Genomic DNA, 16,802 nt, shown 5'->3' with positions numbered 1-16,802 from the left:
AAATTTACAAATTCAGGGAAGCCAAAAAAGATCCGGTAATCATTCTTTCAATAAAGCACTTCTCGTTTCTTTTATGGTTTGTATACCTCTATCTGTTTCTTTCTTCAGCCTTATCAACGTGCCATCATCATCGTATTCATAAAAAGTGGCATAGTTATTCTCATCCAGCTCCGCCATCTGCCGCAGGTTTACCGCATTGTATACATATGATCTCATCTGTGCATTATACGGATGAATGCGGATGTCGTCGAAGTAAGTAGTGGCCATATCGGATGCCTGCAGGGTAAGGGTCATTTGCGTTGCGTTAGCCGGTATGTCTACCACCGCGTCATAACGTTGCCATCCTTCAACCAGGTTGCCTGATGCGGTCAACGCCAATGTGGTACTGCTTCCACCCTGTTCAAAACCTACTATGATATGGTTGCGCGTATAGCTTTTGCAAAGACAGTCGCCATCTTCTTTTACCCATGCGCCTATGATCATTCTTTGGCCGGCCAATGGCGCAAAAGAAGGCAGAATGATACCAGGCGACGCCAGCATACCTTTTAGTTTTGAACCTGCGCATGCATCGGGGAGAGCAGCTGCGGTTAACCATGCATTGGCTGCATCGGCAGCCGGCTGTATGTTAGCCGTTATGCTAATGGTGCTGCCCTGGTTTACTTTTATACTATACAAACCTGTATGCGCCTGCTTAGTGCTAAAACTGGCCTTGTATGCTGAGAAATCGAAGGACCTGCTCACTGAACAACCGGTATCGCAGGTATTGCCTTCATAGCTATAATCTTCAAATCCCTCATAAGCGCCTTCCTGAAAATGACTGTTCTGCAATACCGCCGTAGGCAACGTTGAACCATACCCGTACACACCGGCATTGTACCGGCCAAGCGGATCTTTATTTTCAAGCTCGAACCCTTTTGGGTTAAACAAGGTAGACTGGCTGTTCCATACCCAGCGGGTGGTATCGTAGGAAGGCATCCACCGGTTACCCTGTAACGTCCAGAATGGCGCAAATTCTTTTATTGCACCATTGCTACGGAGATCTATCGGGCCGGCAGGATCTGATTCGCTACGCTGTGCATAATATACATAGCTGCGCAGCGGCCTGAAGTTGCCGAGTATGCCATATTGATAAGGGTTTACAGTAGTATCGGTCACTGCGCTGTAACAAAAACGAGAAACAATGTCGGTACAATGTATGGTACCGTCATATTGTAGTATAGCGCCCATCGTATCTGCATATCCGGCCGGCATAACATACGTGATGTTCATGGCCGGCCATTTGGCAGCGTCCGGATACCGTTGGGAATAGTAGGTTGAATAATAATTTCCATATCCGCCCTGAAGGTAATTCGCCCATTTCTCATCATCGATGGCATCGGCGCCATGCAGGTCCTGCGACCCCTGGGTCAATATAAATGTATTGGAAGCATATGTTCCTTCCCGGTAGCCATTCAGGTAATCTGTTACATCAATGGTATCGTTCTGAAAAGGAGTTGCTTTGCTCACTTCCTGATGCCAGTCGCTTGCAAGTCCTGCATTGCGTAATGTATCCAGCGGCACAAAAGGGAACCAGCCGGGCGTTAGCATCGCCACACTTACAGAATCTACCGGGTGAACCGAATTGGCATGGGGCCACATGGGTAAATGATGCCCGCGCTGATCGGCCTGTAACACCAGTTTAGCCGATGTAATGGTGGCGCCCAATGGAATTTGTTGTACTCCCTTAAATCGCAGGATGGATATCGCATTGCGATCATATCCGCCTACATTCAGGTTATTTTCTATTATCAGGCGATCGGAAGTTGAATCAACGGTTGTCAGAGAGTCGCGAAAAGAGGGACACTGGCCATTATTGGAAATAAGGCTGGCAGAAAAATCAGGTACAATGCGTATGGTAACCGTAGCGGGCGAAGGCGCAACGGCCGATGGATCTTTGTACACCACTCCTTCGGGCGTACACGCGCTGCCTGTTAACGAATAGAAAGATACGGGCAGCCCCGTTCTGCTGTTCAGGTTGATGGTAACATCGCCAATTTTAGCCTTGTAAATATTAAAGGTTGCATTATCTGTAAGCGCATAGAACCGTTCATTGGCATTGGCCTGTAAAACCGGGCAATTGGACAGGTTAATAGTATAACCCGCAGCATTGGCCTCATTTACAAGTGAGCGAACTGATTTAAACCTCCACTTTTTTATGAACAGATTATTCGAAGCTATCAGGTACTGGAAGAAAGGCTTCAGGCACGAACAGGCCTCGGCCTTGAACCGTGCACTGTCGAGAGGTGTATTGATGCAATCTTTCAGAACATCTGATTTCCGCCTGTCAGCTACTTTCCAGTATTGCTGCATTTCAGCGGCGGCGGCGCTCACTACCCGTGTAGCCGTATCAAACACCAGGTGGTACTGTTTCTGTGCATCGGCTACCATGGGATTACGCAACGAGGTTATGGAACCTGCAGCACCGTTCAAATTGCGATGACCCGAGCGAACGACTTTTAACGTTATATCATTGCCGGAAAAAGGCACGCCATGCTGATCAATCAAATATAACTGTTGTGGTCCGCCATTTAATACATTCGTATCGATCACCCATAGCCTGTACGCATCGGGAAAAGTTGCATACGTGCTGGTATTGCAGTTTGGAGAGCTGATCGTTTGTTTGCTGTATACCAGCAATTCATCGCCCGCCGTCAGGTACGCCGAATCGGGCTGCGGAAGCGCACTTACGATCTTACCGTTCTTTACAGTCACATTTTTAAGCAGCACGCCAATATTCCGGTACGCGGGGCCTGTTCCTTTATATACCCAATGAGCAGGATAGGTAAACTGGTAAACCGGATCGTTGAATTCATTTTGCGTTCTTACCAGTAAGGGATTTCCCGTTTCCGCATCATAAAGCACATTTTTGCTAGAGATCAGACTTCCTTTTTCAAAATGCACCACACTATCAAGTATGCCATACCGGTGGATGATTTTAGTGATAGCAGCAGAACGGAACTGGTTCTTTTCCTGCTGGTACATCGACAACGCGGTAGGAATGGCAAGTGGCCATACGCCGGCAGCAAACAGGTCTACATTCAGGTTCAGGTTACCGCCTATGGAGGTAGATGTATGGTCGCGCATATCGGCCATCAACTCTACATCTTTGCCAATGGTAGCAGCAGGATCAATATTGCCATACGGATCGATGGCTGCGACCTCGTTATTCAGGTGTTTGAAGGTGGCCGACTGATTATCTACCCGGTAAAAGTTCTCTGTATACGAGATCGGATGAACAGGGTCTGTTTCGGAATAGCTGGCCTGGGTACGCATTTTCCCATTCATGTCGTTCAACTCCACTTTAAATCCCTGCGACAAGGCCAAAAAACTGCGGGCATTCACCCGAAGTAAATTACCCAACAATGGTTTAAAGCGTTTTTTGGTATTGCCATCGATCATAGACCAGTCCCAACTGGTGGGAAAATCATAACTGGTATAGAACGTCGATTCTGTATAGCCGTTAGCAGAACGGGTTTTGGCAGCATGCACGGTCCTCATCCTAACCTTGCTATATCCTACGGATGCAGCGGGGTAAAAAGCTTCACCCAGCGGTTCTTCGGTATACTGCATGGCAGCCGGGGCCATTACCGAAACCTGGTCAAGGTATTCAATAGGCAAATGAAAAGGATTTTCATCCCCGCCAATGGCCGGCTCCCAGGACGCCACGCCACTACTGATGCGGGTTACTTTTCCATTTACAGTACTGGTAGTGGTATAATCATAATGCTGGCCATATACGGTTTCCTTTTTCTTCGTCATGGCATTCCAGTGATCATAAATAAGAATGCTTTTCACCCGCAGCCCGCCACCATATTTTTTGAGGGTAGCACAATTCAACCGCACGTAAGAACGATGGGGATCTGTTTTACATGCCCAGCCCAATGCCCTGGTAGTATTACTGAAACCATACAACATGTTCACTACGTTGCCTACGCTCGATGCCATAATGCGAATAAGGTCTTTAAAATCGATCCCACCTTCCAGCTCAGAACCGGGATAGGCCTTGGAAGGCAGGTTCAGGCGCAGGTAATGAATAGCCGTTTGGGCCAGTGGGCTATACGATCCACCGCCATCGCCCGATTTATTGACCCCGGCTAATTTTATCCAGATAATATTCGGGTCGCTGGTTGTACCGTACCATTGTGAAGCCCCGAAATCAGGTTCGGCATAAGCGGGTACATATTCCGCGCCACTGCCAAACCCATCGTTCGAAGGCATATGCACAAATATTTTGAAATATATTTTGGTCAGGTCCTCCAGGTAGCGGGCATACAATTCCTGTCGCGAGCTTACCGCGAATGGAATTTTTACATATGCGTATACCTGGTCGCCTGCAGTACGGTATAATTTATCGGAATAAGTACCGTTTCCATTCTGGCCAAAACCGGCCAGCTCAAGCATTTGTGTAGCGCGGCGGTTTTGCACATAGGCGTAATCGTCACTCTCGTATTTTACTTTTATCCGTGCGCCTGAAGGCAGTTTTATCGAATCCAGCTTCCAGGCGCCCGCATTATTGGCTGCCAGGGTACTGTCTTGCAGTGCATATGGATAATCGGCATTGGTATGGAGATTGCCGGACGCAGAACCCGGATTTTGCGCCGGATCTTTATAAGTGCCCCATTTGTCGGTAGCATTGGTGCGATAACCTGGATTATTTTTATGATAGTGAAATACGTATGGATTCAGTTTCCCTTTTTCGTTTCCATTGTAAGTAAACCAGATGCGCTTCAGGGTTAGTTTCCCCAATTCATTCACCGGCCTGTTTACACCGGGGCATAACTCATAACTGTATTCAAAATGCACCGTTTTAATGGGTGTAGCGTTTTGGCCATGCTGCAGAAAATCGGCTTTTGAATACAGGTCAATCTGCTTCAGGCAATAGGCTTTTCCATTGTTTTTCTTTTTTCCGCTTTCATCTATTTCAAGCAGGTCTTCCCGGCGCTGCAGGGTAAAGTTGGCGATCATGGTCTTTGATTCAATAGAATGCAGGTACCATAATTCCTTTTTTCCATAGATATAATGTGCCTTATCGTCGCGGTCATAGGTTTTTAATCCCTCGTTGTAATTGGCGCTGTCTGTTATATAAGGCGCGCGCCATTCAAACGGATTTGCAATACCACATGCTTTTGAATAATTGAACTTCACCCCGTCGCCCAGGTCATCGTCACTTATGCCGTTACCGGTTACATCTACATAATCGGGCGTTAATATACCCGTGAGTAAAAAAGTATGGGCATAAGCAGGAATTTCTTCCCGGCTGTAATAACCGGTTTTACCGCTATTATTGCCGGTGCTGTTCTCTCCATCAGTATATTTAGTCAATCCAAGGTCGGTATTTTCATTACCCTTATTCACAGAAAAACTTACTTCCTTCTGCAGCAGGTTATATACCGGTATTCCATACACGTATCGCATCCCGTCTGCATTTAAGACCCGTACTTCAGACATATGACTGGCTTTGCGAAAATTGTTCACCCGGTCTTCCCGCGTAAGAATGGGGTCAACGGCTGTAGTGTCATGAAACTTAGGCAGATACAGGTATTTGGAAGGCACTGCCACTTTATTATGCCTCGACAAAGGGGCACCGGGCATGTCGGGTGTTCGCCATGCCAGTTGTACATAGGCCTTGCCGCCGAGCTCAAAGTATTCGAGCCTGATATTGTATAACTTGTCTTTTAACAGGTTCACCCGGCAGGTGTCCCACCCATCGCCCTGGGGCCGCTTCCACCGGTCAATTACCAGTGAATCATTGATCCAAAAGCGCACCGCATCATCCCAATAAATACCAAATGTATAAGCGCCGGTGGCCGGGGCTTTTAATCGCCCTACCCAGCGAACCGAGAGATTATCTCTGGGATAGGTTTGATCGATCAGAGTATTGACACCGCCTCTTCTATTCCACAACGGGTAGTCCTTGTCCCAGTTGAAATAGATATTCGTGTCAAGCCGGGTAATAAATGGGCCGTTAAGCGATGTGTTTCGGTAATAATAGCCCATCAACCCGTTCTTTTCACCTACAGCATCTTCGGTACTATTGTCTTCACAATGACGGGAGCCGAACTTATTAATATCGTACCGGTAAATGTATTTGTCAAGCCCGGCAACAGCAGCTTCCGCAGCCGAGAGGTATGTTATCACCTGCGAACGTTTATCGCGGGTGGTTCGGATAGCAGAATCAGTTTTGAGGGTAATGGCGCCCACTCTCTTTTTTCCATTGAAACGGGCAAGGGTATTCGTTGCGAGTATGGTTGAACTACTGTTATTCGATTGATACAATTCAGGCGTAACCACATCATCACCGCCAATGGCATCATAAAATGCCGTGGTGTTAATGGCTTTTTCACCGGGGTTACGAAAATAAACGGCTTCGTACAGTTCCTTGTTATTGCGGAATGCAATGGTTTTAGCCAATGCATTATCAGGAAGCCAGGGACCTGCCTGCGACACGGAATAGTTTGCATTCAGGTCGGTTCCGCCATGTACCAGGTTGCCGGCGCCCAGGTCGATGCTGGCTGACCCGGTAATGGTTTTACTTTTCACTATATGGTCGGCAATAAAACCAATATCGCCGCGATATGCCCTGAAACTTCCACTGGTACCTTCACCCGAAACAGAAAACACATCATAGGTGTAAGCAGGCACTGCAATATGCGGAATAGCCGGTTTTTCGCGATAAGGGATCTCTTTCTCGCGGTTGAAATCTGTGATGGCCGCCCAGTTGCCGCCCATGTTCTGGTAGTTCATATAGCCATACACCGGTATGGCTAATGAGGTGTCAGCCGCTGCAATGTATTCCTTGCCCCCGTACCCGCTGATAAAAAAAGTAGGGTGATACCCGTTGATCTCAAATCCATACTTCGCGGTAAAGGAAAAATTATAGTTGGTCATGGGCATGGTAATAGAAGGACTGTAAGTAGGCCAGGCAAATGTGAGCCCGGCGAAATCGCTTGCGCTTGCCGAACCATTCTTGTTTTTGGCATTGACGTTCAATCCAAGTTGTATAGATTTTAAACCGGACCTGGAATTGTAAGGTGAGGAGACCTGGAACCCCACGCCGGTGCCATGATCTTCTGCAGATTGTTTTTTGGTGTTGTAAGATAAACCTGGACTAACGGTGAACCCATTTTGCGAGTTATTGGTTAAAGACAAACCGGCAGACATGTACCCATACGATTTTGATCCGCCGTTAATAGATGCGTTCAGGGATGTTTCAAGCCCCCATCCATTATATGTATTATTAAAAATGCCATACGATTTGCTTACATTCAGCGGAAGCCCGAATACCTCACCAATACTGGCGCCCAGCGATACGCCACCGGTTACGTTGTCTTTTACATGCGATACTTTGCGCATGGTATCTGTTCCGCCGTTAAAATCATCGGGCACCCCGCGCATGTTGCGGGTAATGGAACCCGGGTTGATATTCCAGCCAAGCCCCACCCAGCTCGCTTCTTCATCCATAGTAACGCTGCTGTTGTAAGCAATATTTACCGGGTAGCCGCCTACATCCATTAAAGGAATGTTGTATGAAAAATCACCGGTGAACAGATCTACCATGTTGTTGCTGTTCACCGATTGAAATGATTGCGACTCCGGCTGCGTGGGTCCGCCGATGAATGGGCGTCGAGCGTCCAAGCCTCCCCCAACCCCTCCGGTGGAGGGGAGAAAGGTCTGCTGCTTAACATTCTCCAGTGAAATAGCAGGTAGATTAAAGCATCTACTACTGCCGCTATTTATATGGCTCATCCTGTAAGAAGGGAAACCTCCATCTTGATAATAAGGAAGCCGCTCTGCTATGGTCAACTGAACAAACGAAATGCTCAACAGGAACAAGGCGGTGTGTTTCTGATACCTTAAAGCTAAACTCAATAACATAATGCTGGGGTATATTAAGTGGTGCTACTATTGTTTAATTGTTGGCTTTGCTTATTGGCCCTGAGCGAAGTCGAAGGGTTGTCTATTGCCTGTTGACCGTAAACTTCACACTCCAGTTCTCATTACGGCTGCTGGCAAACCGGAACAGGTATACTTTATTTGATCGTATCCTGTTATTCTTCCTCAACGGCACCTGCAACTGGTTTTGACCGTATTTAACGGCCAGTTCACCCTCCTGCACCACCGGGTTACCGGCCTCCTCTATGCTGGTGATGGTATATTTAATAGTTGTATCTGCTGCGGCATTATCATAGGTAATGCGCAATACATTACCAGCAGCGGCAATGACGGCATCCTGCGTTCGTTTCACTGCTACATACGGCACTCCTTTCTCCGCCACGTAGCCAGGTTTAACCGCTGACACTTTAAACGTCCAGATATCGCTCAGGGCAACGGGTTTACCACTGTTCATGGCCACCACCCGCCAGGCATATAACCTGCCTGTATCGAGCGATCTCGATGATGCCGGATAATTCCAGAACAGGTCTTTCGTATATACGGAAGCGTTTAAAGGAATATTTTGCTGAATGGCATCTGCTTTACCCTGCCCCGGCAATACTTCCACTACAACCATGGCATAGCTGAGCTCGTTGAACAAGCCTAAGGGTGTTGGCGGCAACCAGGTAAATTGCGGATAAGGCGTAAGCAGCCTTTCTGCATCGGCCGGTGTATTCAGCAACGGCGGGCTTAACGGATCTACATTTACAGGAATGCAATTCTCCACCAGCGTTATATTTCCTTTATCAACGCCCACTACGGTGTAACAAGCCTGGTACCGGCCCGCCGGCAACATCCCATTGGGGTCCATATCAACCCGGGAAGCGGGAATGCTATAGGCATACTGAACAGGCGATACATCGCGCGCCTGCAATTGACGAGCGCCTTTACTCAATGAAAATGGCGCCGATGAAGCAGTTATTACCGGCTGATTGGTTTGAACATCGAGCAATACCAGGTTCAGCTTTACCAGTATATTTCTGTTCTCCGCATTTACCAGCACCATATTCCATAACTGGTTTTTGAGCAGAACGCCTGTTGACGGAACCTGCAGCGTCATACTTACCTGGGCATGCGTTACCTGAAACATTGCCGGCAGCAGTAACCCAAACAGTAACCATTTCTTATGCATAATTACCCAATGTGCTTTTGCAAAAATTGTTAACACTAAAGCGTATGCTTATTTGATCACCTTTACCTTATAGGTATCCGATACAATAGTAACGGCGCTGTTACCGGCATTATATGCGCGCAGCGTAACCGTATTGGCAGCCGTTACGTTGGCAGTAATAATAATCGACGGCGGGTTCACCGTACCGGTATTACCGTTCACCACTACCACATCACCTACCTGCACTCCTGTTATGAACAAGCTGGTGGTAACGGAAGTCCAGGCGGCAAGGGGTGATCCGCTAAAATTGGTGGTCACTTGTCCGGATAATGTTTTTGATAACTGGTAACGTACTGAGTTGGTAGTAAGGTACAGATTGGTACCATCGTACTCTACCGCGCCGTTCTCGGGAACATCGAGTACCATGCCGCTGGTAAATTTTAAAGGAGCCCCGTTGGCAGTGTTTATACCTGCTCCTAAATGCAGCCATGCTGTAGGATCATATCCGTTTATATGAATGGCGGTTCTGCCGGCGGCATTGCCAACCTGGTTATTTAACAGCACATTTCCGTTATAATTCTCGAAGGCTATATTGCTATTATTAGGTATAGAACCAGACCCACCAAACGCCAAACCATAATATATTCCCCTTACGATTCCTGTTGCAGGTATTGTAGTATTAATTGATGGCTGAATCCGATGACTGCAATAACTGATAGTGCCGCCCGTTGGTGCATAACTGCTTCCATCATATATGCCGGATACCATGCCCGATCCAGCACTTTGACGATAAGTTCCCTTTAAAGTAATAATCCCTCCACTATACGTATTATCACCACTTCCTGGAGTAATATTGCCTGACATTATATGTAGATAAGCAGATTGCTGGGTTTCATCATAAAAATCAAAAATTGGTCGTTGCCCCAATGCCCTTATACGAAAAGCAGAATTACCATGGAGTCTTACATCCAATGGGAGACCCAAACCTGATCCTCTATTAGTTGCATCAATCAATAGCCCTGTAGCACTACCGGTTGTATTAAATGAAGTACTAAGATGTAGCATAGCGCCACTACTGGAACCTGTGAAACTATTTGATATTAATATAGTACCAGTACCAAAATGTAAATTATATCCGGCCATAGGAATTAATCTGTCACTGGTAAAATGGGCAAAAGATTGTCCTGAGGTAGCTTGTCCTAATTGAACGGAATTACCAACCATGCTTACCCCGTTTGAAGCGGTAATAACGGGAGGCTTCGGTATTTTTAGCGTATCTGCGCCAATACGGTATAAACTGTCATTTAATTTTACAAGTCCCTTTCTGAACTCTGTACGTCCTTTTCCCTTGTTGAACAGAAAACCCGGAACGTTTTGCGTATGGTTTTCAATAATAAGCTCAGCCGTATCACAATTGTTGGTGATTTTTACACTGTCGGCTTTGATCGTGTACACATGCTGTGCAGAAAGTGTTTTCCCCACGCAAAAAAAGAAAAGCAATAAGAGGAGACGGTTCATAAGATGGTATAGTTGAGGTTAAAATGTTTTAATATAGTGTACAGAAAAAAGCGGCGATTACCGCTTACTTAATCACCCGCACCTTATAGGTATCCGATGCAATGGTAACGGCACTATTACTGGCATTATATGCCCGCAGCGTTACGGTATTGGCAGTTGTTACATAGCCAGCAACAGTAATCGATGGCGGATTCACAGCACCGGTATTTTCACTCACCGTTACCACATCACCCGGCTGCGCCCCTGCAACCGACAAGGTGGTGGTGACGGAATTCCAGGCCGCCAGGGAAGCCCCGCCAAAATTGGTGGTCAACTGCCCGGTTAATGTTTTGGATAACTTATAACGCACGGAACTGGTAGTAAGATAGAGGTCGGTTCCATCGTATTCTACTGCGCCGTCTTCAGGCGTAGTGAGTACCGGACCGGTAGTAAATTTTAAAGGAGCCGAATTGGCAGTTGCTAAGCCTGCGCCGAGATGCAGCCAGGCTGTAGGTGCATTTCCATATCCTCTATGAATAGCGGTTCTTCCGCCGGCATCTCCGGCCTGGTTATTTAAAAGTACATTTCCGTTATAATTCTCGAAAGCGATATTGCTATTGTTAGGTATAGAACCAGATGCGCTAAACCCCAGAGCATAATATATTCCTCTTACTGTTGCAGTTGAAGGCACAGCAGTAGTAATAATTGGTTGAATCCGGTGACTGCTATAACCGATAGTGCCACCCGTTGGTCCATATTCACTACGATCATAGATGCCGGATACCATGCCCTGACCGCCACTTGGCACGTAGTATCCAGTTAAATTAATAACCGCTAAACCCGCATAATCAAGATATCCCTTAATATTGTTCGATTCTATGTGTAGATAAGAACCAGTTGACGTAGAATCATAAAATTCCATTTGTAGTCGTTGTCGATTTGCTCTTAAACCAAACATACTAGTAACAGCACCAGTACCATTGCGTAAATTTACGTAGAATGGCTGGGCATAATCTGATGATGCAGCCTTAGTCACCTCAATACCAAACGCTGAAGGACTACCGGTTGTATTCCAATGAGAATTAAGAATTAGCAAAGGCTGGCGAATAACACTAGCCGCTGTTACCTGATTTGCAAAATATGTAGTACCATTAGTAATGAGCAGATTATATCTGTTCAAATCAAGATGTCTGGTACCGGTTAAAGTGCCACCCAATTGAACTGAATTTCCAACCATGCTCAATCCGTTTGAAGCTGTGATAACGGGAGGCTTCGGTATTTTCAATGTATCGGCACCAATAAGATACAAGCTGTCATTCAATTTTGAAGTTCCCTTTCTGAATTCTGTACGTCCTCTTCCCTTGTTGTACAGAAACCCGGGAACATTTTGCGTATGATTCTCAATAATAAGTTCAGCCGTATCACAATTGTTGGTAATTTTTACACTATCGGCTTTGATCGTGTATACATGTTGCGCAGAAAGTGTCTTTCCCAGGCAAAAAAAGATAAGCACTAACAGGAGGCGGTACATAAAGTGGTATAGTTTGGGTTAATATGCTTTAATATAGTGTACGGATAGGTTATGCTTTGCCAAAAAAAGCATAGCCCAAAAGCCGTATCCGGCTTATTCAGGTTCGATGTACGTTATAGAATAATAAATTTTTAAGAATCAGGAGCGTGAGAAGCGGAAGTAAAGCGGGGCTTATTGAATTGTTCGAAGGAAATATTCTGTGTGGCGGGTATTTGCCAATGGTAAGGTTTCATAAACAGGTTCAGGTTGGTTGGTTAGGTTGATTATGTTGTCAGAAATAATATATGTATAATCAATAAACTAATTAATTAAGTAGGGTATAGTTAATTTTTCCGGTTAACAATTAAAACATATAAAATTTCCGTAAACTAACGGTTTTCTATATGTTAAAGTTAAGGATCAATTTCAAACAACCAAAAAAACAAAAGGCCGCCTCTTAGGGAGGCACGGCCTAATAACTACAGCAACAATGCCCTGCTCCAATGCAGCTCTTTATTCGATACATAGGAAAGTAATGTAAAGGCCGACCCAAGCAGTCCATCCAGGAAATTATGTTCTTTCCCATTCCATCTGCCCTCTTTCATGTCCCTGTCGAGCATGATCACGGTTTGTTCGATCCAGTATTCATATCCCTGCTGGTAAGCGAGGTTCCCGGTTTCAAGATATAAGGTTCTATAAAACTGCGCCAGCCCGCTGGCGCCATGACAAAAATGTGAATCTTTGGCCAGGGTAGCTTTACTGGTTTTGCGCAGCAATGTTTGTGTTCCGATCACATCGGCCAGGCTGGTCAGTTGCGCATCTCCCAGCATCTGGTGCGACCGGTAAAAAAGCAATACTTCATTCAGATCGCCGTAACACCAGGCCAACCGGCTGGTTGCCGTGATCTCCGAAGCCTCCTGTTTAATAGAAAATGGAAAAACCGTATACTCCTCATTGCTGAAATCAACGTCTATTTTATGTCGCAGTATAAAGCTGATCCCTTCTTTCACTACCTTTTTCACCAGGTCTTTATTCTGTACGTGTGGCCAGGCATTTATCAGGATCATAAGTATACCGGAAAGTCCATGGGCCAAACCAAAATTGATATTTTCTTTTTCATCCAGTTTTATCACATGGTTTCTGAACCAGACACCCGCATCGGTATATACGGCCCTTTCACAAAGTTTTTCCACCAAAGTATTTACGTAGGCATTAACAACCGGCGTTTGTTCGCGGTCGTTAAAATAATGCAGCACGCCGAGTGCGCCATGCAGGTAATCGATGGAATCTTCTTCAATTTGAGAAAGGGCGGTGTTGAATAAATATTTATCCAGCTCATTAAATTCATTATCCACCTCGAAGGTGATCAGGCGTTGTTTGTTCAACGCATTTACCACATAACCCAATCCTGCGCCGCCGCTGCTGAACGCAGTTCCAATTAAACCGGGGTTGCCCGAATTGAGATCTTCAAAAACGGCTTCCAGCAATTTTTCGCCCAACTGGTAAAAATCGGAGTTGTCGGTGGCCTGGTAAGCATGGTAAAAATAAAAAAGCAGACCCAGCCTGCCGCTAAAAAAAGTGTTCTGCGTACTGCTACTGCTGGTCGATTGCAGTATGCGGTTTAACGTATTTAATCTGTCCTGAATAATTTCGTGCATATCAACTATATATTGCATATAAAGTTAATTGACGGGGAAAAAATAGTTAAAAAGCTTACACCAATCGCCCGATTGAATGGACAAAAATGCTTTACTCCATTAATTTGCTTTTCATGATCTCCATAAATTCAGTTTTGAAAGCATCCCCCAGCAGGATCTCGGTATTCAAATTCCGCAACAAGACCCTGTTACCCTCAACCGCAATTATTTTGGCAATAGCTACAATAAATGATTTATGTATGCGCAGGAAATTTTTCTTAGGTAACCGCTGCTCCAGGTCCTTCAGGTTGAGCAGGGCCATTGTTTTCTGGCCATTGTGATAGATAGCCACATAATTCTTCATGCCTTCTATATAATCGATATCGCGCAAATTTATTTTGAGCATTTTACCCTTGAATTCGGTTTTCACAAAAATATAATCTCCATCTATCGACTCGTAATTGTCGAATACGGGGTTGCTCCTCGTGGTCATATTTACTACCCTTTGTACCGCTTTGAGAAAGCGCGGAAAAGGTATGGGCTTCAGCAGGTAATCCACCACCTCCAGCTCAAAACCCTGCGTAGCAAACTCACTGTAGGCTGTTGTGAGTATAAAATGGCTTTTCCCATTGGCCGCTTTTATAAAATCGATCCCGCTGATATCAGGCATCTGGATATCGAGAAACAACAGGTCGATTTTTTGTTCGTTCACAATTTGAAGCGCCTCCAGCGGATTGGTACAGGCGCCGGTCAGTTGCAGAAACTGCACCTGTTTTACATAATGCACCAATACATCGATGGCATGCTGTTCGTCATCTACGATAAGGCAACTAAGCATAGTTTTTTATTTTATCGGCATAATTTCCATACCCCGCCTGGGCAGGAAGGAATAATTCAGTGGTAAAAAATTCTTCCTCGTCATGAATGAGAAAACGGTATTGGTCTTTATATACCCAGTCCAGTCTTCTGCGCGTATTATCGAGGCCTATTCCATTCGATAACTCTTTCGGTCCTTTCTTCTTCCGGTTATGCACGCGGAAATACAATTGTTTATTACTGTCGTTTACGGTCAGCAGAATGGTAACCGGGTGTGCACTGTCGGTGAGCTCTCCATGCTTGAATGAATTCTCTATCAGTGTGATCAGCACCAGCGGAATGATCCGCAGATCGGCCAGGTTGCCGGTAACGGTAAACCGGATCTGCAATTTTTTGTTGAAGCGTAACTGGTTTATTTTAATTACATTTTGCAAATGCTCCACTTCTTTATCGAGCAATACCATCCCATTGCTGTCTTCTTCATTCTGCAGCGCATATCGCATTACACTGGAAAGGGTTAAGATACTATCTGATAATTCAGGTGAATAAGGGAGGGATTTGGCATAAAAGAAATTTAGGACGTTGTGCAAAAAATGCGGGCTGATCTGTGCACGCAGGTACGCATGTTCTGTGAGTATGCGTTCCTTCTCGGACTTATGATGTACCAGTTCGAGTTGCAATTTTTCTTCCAACAGGTTTTTCTTCTCCTGCTCAGCCATCCGAAGGCGCCGTTCTTTTTTTATAGATTGCTGTGCATAGTAATATCCCAGGGCATACAGGAAAAACTGGTTATACCACACTACCCCATCGATGAGCCTGTACCGCAGGTCGAGTGTCTTATTATGATCAGGGAAAATGAACACGTGGAAATGGAAATAATACAAATAATCGAGGCCAATGAACACACCGAAACTGATCAGCAGTAATGCTGCAGTCCTAAAGATCTTTTTTCTTCCTGCTAAGGAAAAATTTTTCAGAAAATACCAGGAAGAATAAAAGATCCAGGTATGGATCATAACATACACTACCTGGTCAAGCACATGGATCCGGGACAATTGGATCCAATCCAGTATGCTGAAATAAATGGTGTATAACACCCAGAATAAAATATGCTTATGAATGGTTTTCATGCATGGGGCGATTCGTAAGAAGGGAAAAGAGGGCACGGACGGGAAGGTCAATTCGACTCTTGCTCCCCGCAGCAAATGAAAGACATATCAGGTATGCTGGTAGGGCGGCCGGTGCATCCTATCCATGACCTGTTATTCATTCCGTCCCGGCCTCCTTTAATGTTCATCATATCGGTTTGGGCCAGTACTGCAATTACCTGTTTGTTGAGTTTCAGCTTTGGCTTCTGGTTTTGAATTTTTTCCATAAATAAAGGTTTTAGAATGAAAGTTGTTTCGCAGGTTCCTGTTATGAAAGATACATTAATGAATCGGGTTAAAAATACCCATGATCCCAAACGTTACAAATTTCTTTACACCAAAGGCCTTATTGCAGGTACCAAAATAACCAACCCATCCCCCCTGTTCGTAACTCAGGGAAATAACCTGGAAAAAAAAGATTTACGCCCGGTAACGATCGATGCGGTGCCGGCCGCGCCCAGGCCCAGGTCAGGATGGCGGCCATAGGTGGTGGCTATATCTTTTGTAAGCACGGCATCTACCAGTACCACGCCCAACGAATCGGAAAAAGGATTGGAAATGACCCGGGCGGTAAGTTCGCCAAATTCATCCCGGGGAAATTTGTCGAGGCTGATATATACTTTTTGTCCCTTATGAATTTTGCCGGAGCCGTAGTGGCTCGTCCTGATCTTTACTTTATACCGCCCTGAAAGATCCTGAATGTACAACAACAGGGCGCCGGGTTCCACCAGGTCGTTCAGGGGCAGCATACGTTGAAAAAAAACAACGCCTGCGGTAGGTGCACACAGTACATGCATTGTCCCGTTATTCATATCGGTCAGCGTTAGTAGTTGATCACCGGCTGCCACCGTATCCCCTTCTTTCACCTGTATGGCTGCAATTGTTGTTTCGGCCGGCGGACTTTTAAGCTGTACGACCCTGTAAGGATTGACCGATACAGCGCCTGTAATTACATCAGGATAGGTAATAATTGCAGAAAGAGCCATTGCAATGGCCACCAGCCCTAATAACAGGAAATTGCCGGTGCGCACAAAAAAACCGGGGGTGGCGCCGAGTATTTCATTCACTTCATAATTAACGGTGATTTCGGAAGAGGATGTTTGCGGCATAAT

The 16,802-nt window shown here is 45.6% G+C and carries 9 protein-coding genes; all 9 read right to left on the bottom strand.

Annotated features, from left to right (window positions below; all coding sequences use genetic code 11):
* Window positions 1-39: 39 nt before the first annotated feature.
* Window positions 40-7,914, bottom strand: a complete 7,875-nt coding sequence (locus FAM09_RS23650; protein ID WP_136579628.1) for a PA14 domain-containing protein — start codon at window positions 7,912-7,914, stop codon at window positions 40-42.
* A gap of 82 nt (window positions 7,915-7,996) precedes the next feature.
* Complete coding sequence (locus FAM09_RS23645) at window positions 7,997-9,103, bottom strand: hypothetical protein (RefSeq protein ID WP_136579627.1); 1,107 nt, start codon at window positions 9,101-9,103, stop codon at window positions 7,997-7,999.
* Between the two features lie 48 nt (window positions 9,104-9,151).
* Entirely contained in the window at window positions 9,152-10,600 is a 1,449-nt protein-coding gene (locus FAM09_RS31315) for a hypothetical protein (protein ID WP_243751764.1), read from the bottom strand.
* 64 nt (window positions 10,601-10,664) lie between these two features.
* Window positions 10,665-12,110, bottom strand: a complete 1,446-nt coding sequence (locus FAM09_RS31145; protein WP_208025644.1) for a hypothetical protein — start codon at window positions 12,108-12,110, stop codon at window positions 10,665-10,667.
* Window positions 12,111-12,568: 458 nt separating this feature from the next.
* Entirely contained in the window at window positions 12,569-13,765 is a 1,197-nt protein-coding gene (locus FAM09_RS23630) for a lanthionine synthetase C family protein (protein ID WP_136579626.1), read from the bottom strand.
* A gap of 73 nt (window positions 13,766-13,838) precedes the next feature.
* The gene (locus tag FAM09_RS23625) at window positions 13,839-14,564 is read right to left on the bottom strand and encodes a LytR/AlgR family response regulator transcription factor (RefSeq protein ID WP_136579625.1); all 726 of its coding nucleotides are present in this window, start codon (window positions 14,562-14,564) and stop codon (window positions 13,839-13,841) included.
* Window positions 14,557-15,672: a sensor histidine kinase gene (locus tag FAM09_RS23620; RefSeq protein ID WP_136579624.1), complete on the bottom strand. Its 1,116-nt coding sequence runs from the start codon at window positions 15,670-15,672 to the stop codon at window positions 14,557-14,559. The genes FAM09_RS23625 and FAM09_RS23620 overlap by 8 nt, the downstream gene beginning before the upstream one ends.
* 47 nt (window positions 15,673-15,719) lie before the next feature.
* The gene (locus tag FAM09_RS23615; RefSeq protein ID WP_136579623.1) at window positions 15,720-15,917 is read right to left on the bottom strand and encodes a hypothetical protein; all 198 of its coding nucleotides are present in this window, start codon (window positions 15,915-15,917) and stop codon (window positions 15,720-15,722) included.
* 165 nt (window positions 15,918-16,082) lie between these two features.
* Window positions 16,083-16,799, bottom strand: coding sequence for an HlyD family efflux transporter periplasmic adaptor subunit (locus FAM09_RS23610; RefSeq protein WP_136579622.1), 717 nt, complete (start codon window positions 16,797-16,799; stop codon window positions 16,083-16,085).
* Window positions 16,800-16,802 lie beyond the last annotated feature (3 nt).

The sequence above is a fragment of the Niastella caeni genome, assembly GCF_004834005.1.
Taxonomy (GTDB): Bacteria; Bacteroidota; Bacteroidia; order Chitinophagales; family Chitinophagaceae; genus Niastella; species Niastella caeni.
The sequence above is the reverse complement of the archived record's forward strand: the minus strand, read 5'-3'. Positions and strand labels throughout refer to the sequence as shown.

Bases quoted from the DNA above. Each gene is read 5' to 3' on its own strand.
- FAM09_RS23610 (WP_136579622.1), bottom strand. From the start codon at position 16,799: ATGCCGCAAACATCCTCTTCCGAAATCACCGTTAATTATGAAGTGAAT.
- FAM09_RS23630 (WP_136579626.1), bottom strand. From the start codon at position 13,765: ATGCAATATATAGTTGATATGCACGAAATTATTCAGGACAGATTAAAT.
- FAM09_RS23615 (WP_136579623.1), bottom strand. From the start codon at position 15,917: ATGGAAAAAATTCAAAACCAGAAGCCAAAGCTGAAACTCAACAAACAG.
- FAM09_RS23650 (WP_136579628.1), bottom strand. From the start codon at position 7,914: ATGTTATTGAGTTTAGCTTTAAGGTATCAGAAACACACCGCCTTGTTC.
- FAM09_RS31315 (WP_243751764.1), bottom strand. From the start codon at position 10,600: ATGAACCGTCTCCTCTTATTGCTTTTCTTTTTTTGCGTGGGGAAAACA.
- FAM09_RS31145 (WP_208025644.1), bottom strand. From the start codon at position 12,110: ATGTACCGCCTCCTGTTAGTGCTTATCTTTTTTTGCCTGGGAAAGACA.
- FAM09_RS23625 (WP_136579625.1), bottom strand. From the start codon at position 14,564: ATGCTTAGTTGCCTTATCGTAGATGACGAACAGCATGCCATCGATGTA.
- FAM09_RS23645 (WP_136579627.1), bottom strand. From the start codon at position 9,103: ATGCATAAGAAATGGTTACTGTTTGGGTTACTGCTGCCGGCAATGTTT.
- FAM09_RS23620 (WP_136579624.1), bottom strand. From the start codon at position 15,672: ATGAAAACCATTCATAAGCATATTTTATTCTGGGTGTTATACACCATT.